The organism is Candidatus Methylomirabilota bacterium (assembly GCA_035709005.1).
Lineage (GTDB): Bacteria > Methylomirabilota > Methylomirabilia > Rokubacteriales > CSP1-6 > 40CM-4-69-5.
This window is the reverse complement of record DASTFB010000089.1, coordinates 15,598-30,320: the sequence shown is the minus strand read 5'-3', so window position 1 is coordinate 30,320 and position 14,723 is coordinate 15,598. Positions and strand designations below refer to the sequence as shown.

14 protein-coding genes are annotated in these 14,723 nt (G+C 70.6%); 10 read left to right on the top strand and 4 right to left on the bottom strand.

What is annotated here, in order from left to right:
• The 3 genes from VFR64_17070 to VFR64_17060 all read left to right on the top strand — a co-directional run.
• Nucleotides 1-202: CoA transferase (locus VFR64_17070; protein ID HET9491453.1), on the top strand; the 202-nt coding region annotated here is incomplete at its 5' end.
• A 28-nt stretch (nucleotides 203-230) separates the two neighbouring features.
• Complete coding sequence (locus VFR64_17065; GenBank protein ID HET9491452.1) at nucleotides 231-1,070, top strand: methyltransferase domain-containing protein; 840 nt, start codon at nucleotides 231-233, stop codon at nucleotides 1,068-1,070.
• A 14-nt stretch (nucleotides 1,071-1,084) separates the two neighbouring features.
• Entirely contained in the window at nucleotides 1,085-2,203 is a 1,119-nt protein-coding gene (locus VFR64_17060; protein ID HET9491451.1) for an amidohydrolase family protein, read from the top strand.
• 13 nt (nucleotides 2,204-2,216) lie between these two features.
• On the opposite strand, the gene VFR64_17055 is transcribed toward VFR64_17060, so the two are convergent.
• The gene (locus VFR64_17055; GenBank protein ID HET9491450.1) at nucleotides 2,217-3,083 is read right to left on the bottom strand and encodes a VOC family protein; all 867 of its coding nucleotides are present in this window, start codon (nucleotides 3,081-3,083) and stop codon (nucleotides 2,217-2,219) included.
• Between the two features lie 89 nt (nucleotides 3,084-3,172).
• Here VFR64_17055 and VFR64_17050 point away from each other — a divergent pair, with 89 nt between their 5' ends.
• The 6 genes from VFR64_17050 to VFR64_17025 all read left to right on the top strand — a co-directional run bounded on the left by VFR64_17050 (nucleotide 3,173) and on the right by VFR64_17025 (nucleotide 10,508).
• Nucleotides 3,173-4,774: a CopD family protein gene (locus VFR64_17050; GenBank protein HET9491449.1), complete on the top strand. Its 1,602-nt coding sequence runs from the start codon at nucleotides 3,173-3,175 to the stop codon at nucleotides 4,772-4,774.
• A gap of 36 nt (nucleotides 4,775-4,810) precedes the next feature.
• Nucleotides 4,811-6,226: an amidohydrolase family protein gene (locus VFR64_17045; protein ID HET9491448.1), complete on the top strand. Its 1,416-nt coding sequence runs from the start codon at nucleotides 4,811-4,813 to the stop codon at nucleotides 6,224-6,226.
• 63 nt (nucleotides 6,227-6,289) lie between these two features.
• Entirely contained in the window at nucleotides 6,290-7,084 is a 795-nt protein-coding gene (locus VFR64_17040) for an alpha/beta hydrolase (GenBank protein HET9491447.1), read from the top strand.
• 3 nt (nucleotides 7,085-7,087) lie between these two features.
• Nucleotides 7,088-8,269 (top strand): LLM class flavin-dependent oxidoreductase, encoded by a 1,182-nt coding sequence (locus VFR64_17035; GenBank protein ID HET9491446.1) that lies wholly within the window; start codon nucleotides 7,088-7,090, stop codon nucleotides 8,267-8,269.
• 9 nt (nucleotides 8,270-8,278) lie between these two features.
• Nucleotides 8,279-9,088 (top strand): LLM class flavin-dependent oxidoreductase, encoded by an 810-nt coding sequence (locus VFR64_17030; GenBank protein ID HET9491445.1) that lies wholly within the window; start codon nucleotides 8,279-8,281, stop codon nucleotides 9,086-9,088.
• A 22-nt stretch (nucleotides 9,089-9,110) separates the two neighbouring features.
• The gene (locus VFR64_17025; protein ID HET9491444.1) at nucleotides 9,111-10,508 is read left to right on the top strand and encodes an amidase; all 1,398 of its coding nucleotides are present in this window, start codon (nucleotides 9,111-9,113) and stop codon (nucleotides 10,506-10,508) included.
• A gap of 9 nt (nucleotides 10,509-10,517) precedes the next feature.
• On the opposite strand, the gene VFR64_17020 is transcribed toward VFR64_17025, so the two are convergent.
• Together VFR64_17020 and VFR64_17015 are read right to left on the bottom strand one after the other, a co-directional pair.
• Nucleotides 10,518-11,438, bottom strand: coding sequence for a DMT family transporter (locus VFR64_17020; GenBank protein ID HET9491443.1), 921 nt, complete (start codon nucleotides 11,436-11,438; stop codon nucleotides 10,518-10,520).
• 41 nt (nucleotides 11,439-11,479) lie between these two features.
• Nucleotides 11,480-12,715 carry a CoA transferase gene (locus tag VFR64_17015; GenBank protein HET9491442.1) on the bottom strand — a complete coding sequence of 412 codons (1,236 nt, stop codon included), beginning with the start codon at nucleotides 12,713-12,715 and terminating at the stop codon, nucleotides 11,480-11,482.
• Nucleotides 12,716-12,751: 36 nt separating this feature from the next.
• Here VFR64_17015 and VFR64_17010 point away from each other — a divergent pair, with 36 nt between their 5' ends.
• Nucleotides 12,752-13,741 carry an aldo/keto reductase gene (locus tag VFR64_17010; protein ID HET9491441.1) on the top strand — a complete coding sequence of 330 codons (990 nt, stop codon included), beginning with the start codon at nucleotides 12,752-12,754 and terminating at the stop codon, nucleotides 13,739-13,741.
• 97 nt (nucleotides 13,742-13,838) lie between these two features.
• Here the strand turns inward: VFR64_17010 and VFR64_17005 are convergent, their stop codons facing one another.
• Nucleotides 13,839-14,690 (bottom strand): LLM class F420-dependent oxidoreductase, encoded by an 852-nt coding sequence (locus VFR64_17005; protein ID HET9491440.1) that lies wholly within the window; start codon nucleotides 14,688-14,690, stop codon nucleotides 13,839-13,841.
• Nucleotides 14,691-14,723 lie beyond the last annotated feature (33 nt).

Below are 14,723 nucleotides of genomic sequence, written 5' to 3'. Positions count from 1 at the left end.
GGCGCGCGGCATGATCGTCGAGCTCGAGCACCCCCGGCGGGGCCCGTACCCGATGCCGGCCAACCCGGTGCGCCTGTCCGACTCGCCCACCGAGATGGTGCGGGCGCCGCTCCTGGGCGAGCACAACCAGGAGGTCTACGGGGCGTTGTTGGGGTATGGGCCGGCAGAGCTCGACGCCCTCCGACGTGACGGGGTGATCTGATGTCCAGGGCATTCCACGGGGAGGCGACGTGAACCCGGACGATTTCCGCCAGAGGAGCAAGGCCGTCTGGGACGCGATGGCCGCTGGCTGGGAGAAGAAGCGCGCCTACCTGTGGAGCGTGTCGAAACCGGTCAGCGAGTGGCTCATCACCAACCTCGACGTGCGTCCTGGGCAGACACTCCTGGAGCTGGCCTGTGGCCCCGGGGACACGGGCTTCGCGGCTGCGCCTCTGCTCGGTCCAGCTGGACGACTGATCATGACGGACTTCGCTCCCAACATGGTGGACGCCGCGCGCCGCCGGGGCGCCGAGCTCGGGCTCACCAACGTGCAGTACCGGGTGATGGACGCCGAGCGGATGGACCTGCCCGATGCCGCCGTCGACGGGGTGCTGTGCCGCTGGGGGTACATGCTCATGGCGGCGCCCGCGCTGGCGTTCAAGGAGACCCGGCGGGTTCTCCGCCGCGGAGGCCGGCTCTGCTTCACCGTCTTCGGGAGCGCCGAAAGAAATCCCTGGGCCGCCGTACCCGCCCGCGCCCTCATCGACAACGGCCACATGGCTCTCCCGACTCCGGATTCACCGGGCATCCTGAGCCTGGGCAACCCGGAACGGATCAAACGGCTCCTGGCCGAAGCGGGTTTCGGGCCGCCGCGGATCGAGGAGGTCACGATTGGCTTCACGTTCGAGAGCACCGAGGAGTACTGGTCGTTCCTGAGGGAGATCGCGGGCGCGCTGGCGGTCGTGATCACCGCGCTCCCCGAGGGCGATCAGCAGACCGTGCGGCGCGCCATCGAAGACCGCCTGGTTTCGTTTCGCGCGCGCGGCGGCTACGCGCTGCCCGGGGTCTGCCTCAACGTCGTGACGAGCTAGAGAGGAGACCAGCCATGGCGCGCACGTACGACGTCATCGACGCCGACGGACACGTGCTCGAGCCGGTTGACCTGTTCGACAAGTACATGGACCCGGCCTACCGCGACCGGGCGCCGCGGATGATCGTGGACACCGACGGCAAGGAGCGCCTGCTGATCGAGGGCCGGGTGCTGGGCAGCCCCAAGGGCCTCGGCCTGCTGGGCGCGATCGGCGCCCGTCAGGGCACGGTGAACGAGGCCACGATCAAGTACTGCGAGGGCCGCCCGGGCGGCTTCGACCCCCATGCGCGCATCCCCGACATGGATCTGGACGGCATCGACGCCGCCTTCCTCTATCCGAGCATCGGCCTGTTCGCCGGGGCGATCAAGGATCCGGGGCTGGCCGCGGCTGCCTGCCGCGCCTATAACCGCTGGTTGGCCGACTACTGCCGGCCCTATCCCGACCGCCTCTTCGGCGTCGCCATGCTACCCATGCAGTCGATCGAACACGCCATCGCCGAGATGCGCTTTGCCCGGCAAGAGCTCGGCATGCGGGCGGCGTTCCTCCGTCCCAACCCCTACAACGGGCGGATGCTCCACCACCCGGACTACGCGCCGTTCTGGGCCGAGGTGCAGGAGCTCGACGTCGCCATCGGGCTGCACGAAGGCGCCAGCGGCGGCATGCCCCAGGTCGGTGTCGACCGCTTCACGACCCGCGGCGCGCGGCACATCATCTCGCACACCATGGAGATGATGCTGGCCGCCATGAGCGTCATCTGGGAAGGCGTGTGTGATCGCTACCCGCGCGTGCGTATCGCCTTCCTGGAATCCGGTGGCGGCTGGATCGCGCCGTGGCTCGACCGGATGGACCGGCACTTCGACGACCGGGGCTTCAACGACTCCGGCCTCTCCATGCGTCCCCGCGAGCTCTTCCAGCGCAACTGCTGGATCTCGTTCGAGCCGGTGGAGGGCTGTCTCGGCGTGCTGGCCGACTACGTCGGCCCGCACAAGATCCTGTGGGCGACCGACTACCCCCACCCCGATGGCTTCTTCCCGGGCGCACCGAAGCTCATCGCCGACCGCCCGGAGCTGTCGGAGGAAACGAAGCGCCACATCCTGGCGGGCGGAGCGAAAGGCTTCTACGCGCTGGAGTAGCGGGACCGCAGAGCTAGGCCGGTCCCACGAAGCCGATGTAGGCGCCGCCCGCGGTCTCCGGGCCCACCAGCATCGCCTGCTCCCCGGTGTTGCGGATCCCTCTCGCCGGAGGCGGCATGCCGTGTTCGGCCATCCAGCGGGCGGCCACATCCATGCTGCCGGTCCGGTACAGCACCTGGAAGGGCCCCTCGCCTCGCCGGGCGAGCGCCTCGGCGGCCGGGCCGGGCGCCGCCGGTTGCGCCACGGTGAGGCCCGTCGGCCCCAGGTCGAACACCGCCATGTCGGCCATGATCACCGTGCCCCGCTGGATCTTGGGAAGAGGCATCCCGAGCACCCGACCATAGATCTCGGCGGTCTTGGCCACGTCGGAGACCGCGATGTACACGCGATCGGTGCGCAGCACGCGGTTGGGGTGATCGCCGGCCCCCGGCGTCTGCCGGCGTCGCTCGGCCATCGGCGTGAGATGCTGGATGAAGAACACGGGTAGCGGATTGCCGGGCCCGAGCGCGGCGACCCTCCAGCGCAGCTCCTGGCCCCCGGGCGTGCGGCGGCTGCCGTCCTGGACATCACCGACGTCCACGCCGCGCCCGCGCATGGCCGCCACGTCGGACTCGAGGCTGTCGCTCTGCAGGGCGACCTTGCGAAACCCGCCGCCACCGGCGAGGAAATCGACGAGGTCGCGGCTCGCCAGCTGTCGCTCGCCCTCCCGCACGCTCAGCAGCTCGAGGTACTCCTCCTGGAACATGGCGATGGCGTTGTGCGTACCCTTGCCGGGATGCACGCCGCCCGGGTGGATGCTGAATCCCAGACGGGTGTAGGTGTCGATGCCCCGGGCCAGGTCGGGCACGCAGATCATGACGTGGTCGATGCGGGTCAGCACGATCGCTCCTCCTTGCGGTGAGGCGCGCCCAGAGTAGCCGGCCAGACCGCAGGCGTCAATTCAGCCGCCCGTGGTAGTGTGGCCTCGCCTTGATCGCATTCCTGCTCGTCTGGCTGCGTGCGGCCGGGCTCGTGGGCCAGGCGCTCGCCCTCGGTGCTGTTGTCTTCGCCCTCGTCGTGCTTCGCAGGGGCCGTGAGCCCGCGTCAGCCCCCGCGGTCGCCCGGACGCTCGTGCTCGCGGCCGCCGGCGCCGCGCTCGCCGCGGTCAGCCAGACCGCGGTGCTCGTCACGATGGCGGCCGGTCTGGCCGACGAGGCTGGCTGGCCCATCGGGGCGCTGCTCGGCTCGACGGTGGGCATCGCCGCGCTGATCCGCGTCGGCCTGGCCTGCCTGGCCGTCGTGGGCGCGCTGGCGCTGCGTCGCGCTCCCGACTCCGGTGGGCGCAGTGTGCTGCTGCTGGTGACGACGCTGCTGCTCGCCCTGACGGGAGCTTTGGCCAGCCACGCCACCGGCCGCGTCGACGGCCGCGTGTGGCTCTGGAGCCTGACCGGCCTGCATCACGTGGCGGCCGGCGCCTGGCTGGGCGGCGTCATGTGCGCGGCCGTGCTCGGCGTCTGCAGCCCGACCCACCACCCGGAGCGGTGGCTGCACCGGTTCTCCACGCTGGCCGCGGCCGCGGTGGCCGGGCTCGCGCTGACGGGCATGACGCTGGCGCTCGTTTACGTCGGGACGGCCGAGGCCGCCATCGGTACGTCGTACGGCGCCATGGTGCTGACGAAGCTCGTCATCTTCGCGGCGCTCCTGACGATGGGCGCGCTGAATCACCACGCCGTGCACGGGCGCCTTCGCCTGCCCCCGTGGCGGGCGCAGCCGCCGGCGTCGATCGCGCCCGCGCTGGTCCTGCGCCGGCGTCTGGAGGTCGAAGCCGGGCTCGCCCTGGTGGCGATCGCGCTGGCCGCCTCGCTGGGCTCGGCCCCGCCGGCGAGCGACGTGACCACCGACCGCGCCACCCCGGAGGAGGTTCGCCGCATCTTCACGCCACAGTGGCCGCGCTTGCAGACGCCGAGCGCCGCCGAGCTGGCCGCCGCGTCGGACCTCGCCGACCCCAAGGCACCCCGCCAGCCCGTGAACACGCAGTGGTCGGAGTTCGGCCACCACGTCGCCGGCGTGTTCGTGCTCGCCATGGGCCTGCTGGCCACGCTGGAGCGGACGGGCCGGGCGCCGTGGGCGCGGCATTGGCCGCTGCTGCTCATCCCGCTCACCGGCTTCATTACCTGGAGCATGGATCCCGAAGGATGGCAGACGGGAACGGTGGGGTTCTGGGAGCAGCTGCTCGATCCGGAAGTCTTGCAGCACCGACTGCTGCTGGTCGTGACGGGGGCGTTCGCCGTGGCCGAGTGGCGGGTGCGCAGCGGGCGCCATCCCAGGTCGCCGTGGCGCTTCGTGTTTCCGCTCGCCTGCATCTGCGGGGGCGTGCTGCTGCTGGCCCACGTCCACCAGGTGAACAACCCCAAGACCGGCTTCTTCATGGAGCTCACGCATCTGCCGCTCGGGCTCACCGCCCTGCTGGCCGGCTGGGCCCGCTGGCTGGAATTGCGGCTGGCGCCGGCGCACACTTCCTGGTCTGGACGTCTCTGGGCTCCGGCCCTGGTCGTCTTCGGCCTGTTACTGGTGTTCTACCGCGAGGCCTGAACGGCACGGCCTGAGGGAGGACATATGCGACAAGGAATGATCAGCGAGACGCCGCTCCCCACTCGGCTCGTCTCGAACGAGGAGTTCCCGCCGCTGCCGCAGACGGCGGCGCAGCGTGAGGTCGAGGACCGCATCCTGGCCGAGGCGGAGCGGCTGGCCCCGCGGCTCGGCCTCAGCCGCCGGGATTTCCTGAGAACGAGCGGCGGGATGGCGACGTCGCTCCTGGCCATGAACGCGGTCTTCGGCCGGTTCTTCGACGTGCTTCCCGTCGAAGCCGCCGAGGCGGCCGCGTTCCAAGAGCGCGCCGGCGCGCCGTACTTCATCTTCGACGTGCAGGTCCACTACGTCGGTGACAAGTACGATCCCCAAGACGAGGAAGCCTCACGCAAGGGCGCGGTCAGCAAGGGCAACCTGCTCGCCCTGCGGCGGCGGGCCCGCCGGCTGAACCCCAAGCTGGAATCCGATAAGGGCACGCTGACCGATCTCTCGTGGCAGAACTTCGTCAAGGAGGTGTTCTTCGACAGCGAGACATCGATCGGGCTCATCTCCACACCGCCCGGACCCCATCCGCAAGAAGCGGTGGTGCCGCCCAAGGAGATGACGCACATCCGTGACGAGATCAACCGCATCACGCAGTCACGCCGGATGCTCGCTCACGGGCTGGTGACGCCGCAGCTCGGCCAGGCCGATCTCGACTTCATGGACATGCAGGCGGCCACGCTCAAGGTCGACGCCTGGAAGGCCTATACGGGGGCGCCGCCCAAGGGGTTCAACCACGGCTGGTTCGTCGACGACGAAAAGATCGGCTACCCGATGCTCGAGCGGGCCCGCAAGCTCGGGGTCAAGCGCTTCTGCGCCCACAAGGGCCTGCCCCTGGGGCCGGTGGCCGACTACAACCACCCGCGCGACCTCATCAAGGCCGCCAGGGACTTCCCGGACATCGACTTCCTCGTCTACCACGCGGGCTTGCTCAACGTGACCGCGCCCAAGCCGACGGGCGAGATCCCCTGGACCACCGAGTTCTGCCAGATGAAGAAGAAGGAGCCGGCCCTGAAGAACATCTACATGGAGCTCGGCTCCACCTTCGGCCAGCTCGTCACCACCAACCCCACCGCCTGCGCCCACCTGCTCGGCCAGATCATCGACGCCTTCGGCGCCGATCACGTGCTGTGGGGCACCGACTCGATCTGGTATGGGACGCCTCAGTGGCAGATCGAAGCGTTCCGCCGCTTCGAGATCCCCGAGGCGCTGATCACCCGGCACCAGTACACACCGCTCAGCCGCGCCGTGAAGGAGCAGATCTTCGGGCTGAACGCCGCGCGCGTCTTCGGTGTGGACGTGAACGCCAAGCGCAACGAGATTCCCAAGGACTACCTGAGCCGGATGAAGATGGCCTATCTCGACGAGGGGGCCACGCCCAGCCACCGCTGGTACGGCTGGGTCACCGGCTGATCTCCGGGGCCGAGGGGCAGGCCGCCGAGTGGCTGACCGCGGCGCGGTATATACTCGGCTGCCATGACGACGGCGAAGCGGGCGCCGGGCGCCGACCGGCTCGCGGTGCACGACCTCGAGCTCGAGGTCGTGCGCCGCGGCGCCGGCCGTCCTCTCCTGCTGCTGCACGGCTTGCAGACGGTCTCTCGTCGCGCGCCGTTTCTTGACTTGCTGGGCCAGCACGCCGAGGTCATCGCGCCCTCGCACCCGGGATTCGGTCAGTCGGCCCGGCCCGACGACTTCACCACGATCTATGACCTGGTCCACCTCTATCTCGCGGTGCTGGAGCAGCTCGGCCCCCGGCCGGTGACGCTGGTGGGATTGTCGTTCGGGGGATGGCTCGCGGCGGAGATCGCGGCGACATGTCGTCATCGGCTGGACCGGCTCGTCCTGGTCGACCCTATCGGCATCAAGATCAGCGACCGCGAGACCCGCGACATCCTCGACGTCTTCAACACGTCGCCGGCCGAAGTGCAGCGGCGGAGCTGGCACGATGCCGGCAAGTGGGCGCCCGACTTCGATGCGATGTCCGACGACGAAGTGATCACGTACCACCGCAACCGGGAAGCCCTGTGCCTCTACGCCTGGCATCCGTGCCTCTACAATCCCCAGCTCCGGCGCTGGCTGTCCCGGATCTCGGCGCCCACGCTGGTGCTCTGGGGCGCCAGTGATCGCGTGGTGACGCCGGCCTACGGCCACGCGTACGCCGACGCGATCCCGGGCGCGCGGCTCGAAGTCATCGAGGACGCGGGCCACCATCCCGAGATCGAGCAATCCGAGCGGTTCGTCGAGCGCGTCGTCGCCTTCCTGAGGGAGTGAGGGATGCAGGCCTGGTACCTGAACGAGAATCCCTATCCCTTCGTCCCGCAGCATGTGCTGGACAGCGTGGATTCCGTGCGGGCCAGCCTGCCCAACCTGTACTGCGATCCCCGGGTCGCGGCCGACTTGTTTCAGGAGGCGCTGGACGAGTGTCTGCTGTGCGACGACATCGGGATCAACGTCGTCTCCAACGAGCACCACGCCGGGATCAATTGCCTCTACGGAGCGAGCCCGCTGATCCTGGGCATCCTCGCCCGGCAGACGAGCCGCGTGCGGATCCTGAGCCTGGGCACCCTCATCACCGTTCGGGAAGACCCGGTACGCGTGGCCGAGGAATACGCCACCGCCGACGTGATCTCGCGCGGGCGCCTGGACATCGGCTTCGTCAAGTCCGGCGGCACCGAGATGGCGTCGGGCAACGCGAATCCCGTGGGGATCGTGGAGCGCTTCTGGGAGGCGATCGACCTGATCCTCAAGGCCCTGACCCACCAGGACGGGCCGTTCAGCTGGGAGGGCAAGCACTTCACCCATCGGCACGTGAACATCTGGCCGCGGCCCTGGCAGCAGCCCCACCCGCCGCTGTGGGCGGCGACGGGCGATCCGGACACATCGGCCGAGCTGGGCCGCCGCGGGATGATCAACGTGCTCGTCTTCCGTGGCGTGGAGGGCACGCAGCGCGCGTGGGCCGCCTATCGGCAGGCCCGGGCCGCCGCCGGCCTGCCCGCGCCGAGGCCTGACCGGTTCGGCTACACGGCCTTCGTCTACACCGGCGACACCGACGAGGAGGGCATCCGCGTCGGCAGCAAGCTCCTCTGGTTCCTCAACACCAGCCTCAAGTCGGCGCCGCAGTATTCCAAGTTCCTGCCCGGGCAGACGCCACCGGAGCTGGCGCCTCCGCTCTACCGCACGAAGCCGGTGCCCGGCGCGGGGCCGGCCCGCGTCGCCCCGGCCAGCCGCAACGCCGCCGCCCTCGTCGGCATCGACGCCGAGCAGGCCATCGCGCGCGGGCTGATGTTCGCCGGCAATCCCGACACCGTGTACCGGCAGATCATGGAGTTTCAGGAGAAGGTGGGCCGTTTCGAGCACCTGATAATGGCCAGCCGGTCGGGCTTCATGACCCACGCGGAGGCGGAAAAAGGCCTGAAGCTCTTCGCCAAGGAAGTGCTGCCCCGCCTCCCGGAGTAGGCGCCGATCATGAAGACGGACGTGCTGCTCATCCCGATGAGCGCCCGCTACGCCGACATGCGCGCCGCCGCTTGCGCCGCCGAAGCGGCCGGCTTCGACGGCCTGTGGACGTGGGATCATCTCCGCGATCCCGACGGCGACGGAGGTCCGGGCGTGCCCGAGGCGTGGACGGTCCTCTCCGCGCTCGCCGAAGTCACCCAGCGGATTGCGCTGGGCCCGCTCGTGCTCAACGTGGCGAACCGCCACCCGGGCGTGCTGGCGAACATGGCGGCGACGCTGCAGGCGGTGTCGCGCGGCCGTCTGCTCCTGGGGCTGGGCGCCGGGGGAAGCCGCCACACGCCCTACGCCGTGGAACAGGAAGTCCTGGGGACGACCGTCGACCGCGACGACGTCCGCGCGCGACGCGTGGTCGAGGCCATCGGCCTCATGCGGCGGCTCTGGTCCGGGGAGCACGGGTTTCTGCGGCCCGATCCGGCACCGCCCATCATCGTGGGTGGCTTCGGGCCGAGGATGGCGACCATCGCCGGCGCCCATGCCGATGGATTCAACACGCAGGCGCTCCACCCCCAGCTCGGCGATCTCGTCCGCCGCGCGCGGGATGCCCATGCCGCAGCGGGGCGTGACGCCTCGACGTTTCTCATCACCGTCTTCGCAGGACTGGAGGAGCGCTGGCTCCAGGCCGACACGCGCGCCCGGCACCTGCTCGAGCGCGTCGGCGTCGATCGGCTGATCCTGCTCGTCCCGCCGCCCTTCGACGTCGAGCGCATCCGCCGGGCGGGGCTGCTGCTCGCCACCGCCCGGCCGACGGCGGCGGGCTAACGTCCCGAGAGGAGGGCTTCGCATGAGCCGGATCGATCCCATCTGGGCCACCGTCGCCGAGCTGTCCCGTGCTTTTGCTGAACGCACACTGTCTCCCGTCGACGCCGTGACGGCGCTGCTCGACCGCATCCACAAGCGCAATCCGGCGCTCCACGCCTACATCGCCGTCTACGAAGCCGACGCGCGGCTGGCCGCCGAGGCGGCCGACAAGGCCATCCGTGCCGGGCATCGCGTCGGCCCGCTGCACGGCGTGCCCATCGGACTCAAAGATCTGGTGGATCTGCAGGGGCGCGTGACCACCGGCGGCTCCAAGGTCTGGCAAGATCGCGTCTCGCCCGTGACGGCCACGCTGGCCGAGCGCCTCATCGCCGCCGGCATGATCGTGATCGGCAAGACGCACACGGTCGAGTTCGCGATGGGCAGCTTCGGGACCAACACGCACATGGGCACGCCGTGGAACCCCTGGGATCCGGCCGTGCACCGCACGCCCGGTGGCTCGTCCAGCGGCTCGGGTGTGGCCGTGGCCGCGGGCCTGGCCCCGGTGGCTATCGGCACGGACACGGGTGGCTCGGTCCGGCTGCCCGCCTCGTGGTGCGGCGTGGTCGGCCTGAAGGTGACGGCGGGCCGCATCAGCACGTACGGCGTCCTGCCGCTCAGCACGACGCTCGACACGCCCGGCCCGCTCGCCCGGTCGGTCGAGGACGCCGCCCTGATCTTTCGCGTGCTGAACGGGCCCGATCCGCGCGATCCCCAGACGCTGGTCTGGACGCCTGCCGATCCATTGCCGACCCTGCGCCGCGGCGTCGCCGGGCTTCGGCTGGCCGCCATGCCGGATGCCGAGCGCGCCGGCGTGGCCGACGAGGTGCTGGCCGCCTACGACGCCTCGGTCGAGACGCTGGCCAGGCTCGGCGCGCGCATCGTGCGCCCGCCGCTCCCCCATCGGTTCAGCGATTACGCGGCGGCCACCGGGCGCATCATCGGCGCCGAAGGCTATCGCTTCGTCGGCCACCTGGTCGACGACACGAGCCTGCCGGTCGACCCGCACGTGCGTCCTCGCATCCAGCTCGGGCGCAACATCTCCGCCCGTGACTACCTGATGACGCTGGCCGAGCGCGACGAGCGACGCCGGGAGTTCGCGGCCGCCATGGCCGACGCCGATGCGCTGCTGACGCCGACGACCCAGACGGCGGCGGTACCCATCGCCGAGGTGGACCAGTCCGGCACGGCAGCGCACTTCACCCGCGCGGGCAACTACCTGGGGCTGTGCGCCCTGGCCGTGCCGAACGGGTTCACCGCGACCGGCCTGCCCACGTCGCTTCAGATCCTCGGCCATCCCGGGGACGAGGCCACCGTCTTGCGCGTCGGCTGGGCCCACGAACAGGCCACCGACTGGAAGGCCCGCCGGCCCCCCGAGGCCTAGCCTCGCGCGTCATCGAGGGGCGTCACGGCTGAGCCGGGACGCCCCGAGCGTTGGGGGGCTTGGGGGGCGCCCGGAGCCCCCCATGTAATCGGTCACCCCGATAGCAATGCCGCCGAGGATGAGCGCGATGGCGACGACGAGCGGCAGCGTGAGCGGCTCGCCCAGCCACAGCGTCGCCGCGGCCACGCTGACCACGGGCGTGCTGAGCAGGCCGAGCGCGGTGGTGACCGGGGGCAGGTTGCGGCTGGCCACGGCGGTCGCCCAGTAGGCGACAGCCGTCCCCGGAATGCCCGCGTACAGGAGCAGCGCGGCAAGCCGGCCGTTCCATTGGGCGGCCGGCGGGCCGGAGGCGAGGGCTGCCGGGATCAGAATCGCCGACGCCAGCAGCATCTCCCAGGGGACGAGATCGAAGGGGTTCGACTGCCAGCGGTGGCCGCGGATGTGCAGGATGCTGGCCGCCCACAGGACCGCGGCGAGGATGATGGCGCCGTTGCCCAGGATCACGTCGCGGCTGGTCCAGTCGAACTCGCCGGGATTGAACAGGGCGAGCAGGCCGAGGAGACCGATTACCACGCCGATCACACGCCTGGGCGTGAGCCGCTCCCGCAAGAAGACGACGGCCCCGCAGATGACCCACAGCGGCGTCGTGTAGGCCAGCACCACCGAGCGTCCGGTCGGCACCAGCCGCAACCCCCACGCCGCCAGCACGGCGAAGCCCACCATGTGGAGCAGGGTGATGCTGAGCAGCACCGGCAGGTCGGCCCGGGGCGGCAGCGCCAAACGGCCGAGGGCGATCGAGATGGCGAACAGGGCGAGGGTGGCGATGGCCGAGCGCAGCGCCATCATCCAGAGCGGAGACAGGGATTGCAGAATCAGCTTGTTCACCGGCCACGTCAGGCCCCAGGCCAGGACGACGATGACGAGGAACAGGACGCCCTCGCGATACGCCGCGCGGTCGGCGGGGAGGGACGCTATCGCTTCGCCTGAGGGACGGCACGGTCGGGCGGGGCGGCCCCGATGATGCCCGCGCTGAGCAGCGCTTCGATGCGGTCGGCGGAGTAACCGACCAGCTCGCCCAGCACGCTCCGCGTGTGCTCGCCCACACGATACGGGGCCCCCGCCCGGGGTTGCACGGGCTGGCCGTCGAGGTGATACGGGCTCGCCGTCACCCGCACCGCTCCCCGCGTGGGATGCGGCACGGCCGGAAAGAACTGGCGCTCGGCGAGATGCTCGGAGGCCACGACCTCGGCCGGACGCAGCACCGGCGCGCAGGGAATGCGGGCGGCGGCGAGCGCGCTCAGCGCGGCCTCGCTCGTGGGAAAGGTGGCCAGCCAGGCCTCGATGATGGCGCGGAGCTCGCGCCAGTTCGCCCGCCGCTGCTCGGCACTGGCAAAGCGGGGATCGCGCTCGAGGTCGGGGCGTCCCACGAGGGCCAGAAGCCGCGGCCACAGGTGCTCGGCGCCCACGAACTGCAGAGCCACGTGACGCCCCCCCACCCGCCCCACGATCATTCCCGGACGGGGATTGCCGTATTCCTCGCCGCCGTTGAGCACCGCCGGGTACGTCGTGCTGTCGGCGGCCACCAGCGCCTCCAGCATGGAGACGTCGAGATGCGCCCCCTGCCCGGTCCGCGCCCGCCGGATGAGCGCGCTCATGATCGCCGCCGCGGCGTGGGTGCCGGCCAGCACGTCGGCGGCCTGTAAATTCGAGGCGCGCGGCGCCGCCTCCTCGCCCTGCTCCAGGTGCATGAGGCCGGAGATCGCGTTGACGATGTGGGCGAAGGCCGGGCGGGCCCGCCAGGGCCCCGTCTGGCCGAAGCCCGAGATCGAGCAGTAGATCAGGTCCGGCTTGACGACCCGCATGCTGTCGTAGTCGCAGGCGAGCCTGGCCACGACGCCGGGCATGAAGTTCTCCACCATCACGTCGGCTCGTCGGGCCAGATCACGGACGACCGCCTGGCCCTCGGGCCGTGAGAGGTCGACGGCCACGCTCTCCTTCCCCGCGTTCACCCGGATGAAGTACGTGCTCTGGTCGCGCCGGCCCGGCTCGAGCTGCAGATAGTTGCGCCGCTGATCGTCGCCGTCGCCGGGGCGCTCGACCTTGATCACGCGGGCCCCCAGATCGGCGAGCAGCCGGGTGCAATACGGTCCGGCGAGCACGCGGGTGAGGTCGAGGACCAGGAGGCCGGTCAGGGGCAGATCGATCATCGGCGAGCGATTCTACCAGGGTAGAATCACCCCGCCATGCGCCACGTCACCCTCGGTCGTACCGGCCTCACCGTCTCTCGGCTCTGTCTGGGCACCATGACCTTCGGGCGGCAGTGCGACGAGGCCACGTCGGTCAAGATCCTGGATCGCGCCGTCGCCGGCGGCATCACGTTCCTCGACACGTCCGACGTCTATCCCCTGGGGGGCGGGCTCGACACGGTGGGACGCACCGAGGAGATCCTGGGCCGGTGGCTCCGCGGCCGGCGCCACGAGGTCGTCCTGGCCACGAAGGGCTTCGGGGCCACCAGCGCGCGGCCCTGGGACCGCGGCAACTCCCGCAAGCACCTGCTCGACGCCATCGAGGGCTCGCTGCGGCGCCTGGGAACCGATTACGTCGATCTCTACCAGCTCCATCACCCCGACGCCACGCCGATCGACGAGAGCCTGCGCGCCCTCGACGACATCGTGCGGGCCGGCAAGGCTCGCTACATCGGCTGCTCGAACTTCTTCGCCTGGCAGGTGGCCCGGGCGCTGGGCCGCAGCGAGCTCCTCCGCCTGGCCCGGTTCGACTGCGTGCAGCCCCGCTACAACCTGCTCTTCCGCCAAATCGAGCGCGAGCTGCTGCCGCTCTGCCAGGAGGAAGGCCTCGGCGTCATCCCCTACAATCCCCTGGCGGGCGGATTCCTCACCGGCAAGCATCGCCGCGAGATCGGGCCGACGCCCGGCACGCGGTTCGCTCTCGACCGGGCCGGCCCCCGCTACCAGGAGCGCTACTGGCACGACCGGGAGTTCGCGACCGTGGCGGCGCTGGAGCCCCTGGCCAAGGAGGCCGGCCTGTCCCTGACGCGACTGGCGCTGGCCTGGGTGCTGGCGAATCCCGTCGTCACGGCGCCGATCGTCGGGGCCAGCCGGCCGGAGCAGCTGGACGACGTGTTGCCGGCGGTGGAGACGATGCTCGACCCCGATCTGCAGGCCCGGCTCGACGAGCTCACGCGGGAATATCGGTGGGGCGACGATATTAGATAGATGGGATTATGGAGATGGGGGGCCCCGATATGGCCCCCCATACCCCCCATTCACGTCTCGATCGAGCCAGGGGCTCGATCGCATCAGCAACGACCCCCTACACCCCCGGCCGGATCTTCGTGGCGAGCAAATCGAGCAGCTCCAGCATGCGCCCCAGCTCGTCGCGGCGAAAGTCGACCATGAGGTGAGCGACGCCCAGGCGCTCGTACTCGCCGAACAGATCGACGACGGCCTGCGGACCCTGGCGGACGAGCTCCTCGCTCAGCCCGAAGCGCAGCGAGATGGTGATGGACTCCCACGGGCGCCGGGCGGCTTCGGCCAGCTCCCGGATCCGCGCCATGCGGTTGCGCATCTCCGCCGGCGTCTTGCCCGAGGCGTGCCAGCCGTCGCCGAGAGCGACGACTCGCCGGAAGGCCCCCGGGCTGTCGCCACCCACCCAGATAGGCGGATGGGGCTTCTGCACCGGCTTGGGCGCAAACCCGAGATCGCGGAAGCGGAAGAACTCGCCCTCGAAGCGAGGGTCGTCGGACGTCCACAGCGTCTTGAAGATGCGGAGGATCTCGTCGGCCTGACGGCCGCGGGCGTGGAACGGTGCCCCCAGGATCTCCAGCTCCTGCTTCCACCAGCCGACGCCCACCCCGCAGATCAGCCGCCCGCCCGACAGGGCGTCGATGGTGGCCAGCATCTTGGCCATCACCACGGGATGGCGGTGACCGAGAATGAACACCGAGGCCCCCAACCGCGCGTGGTCCGTGCACATCGCGGCGGCGGCCAGGAGGCTCACCGGCTCCAGGTACGGCTTGTCCGGCGGATGATGGAAGCGGCCGCCACGCCCATAGCCGGACGAGTCGTAGGGAATGACGACGTGGTCGCTGACCCAGAGCGAGGCCATCCGATGGCCTTCGGCCGCGCGCGCGAACGTCGTGAGCGCCTCGCGCGTCGGCACCATGGGAAGCTGGCAGCCGATGTCTATGGCCGTTCC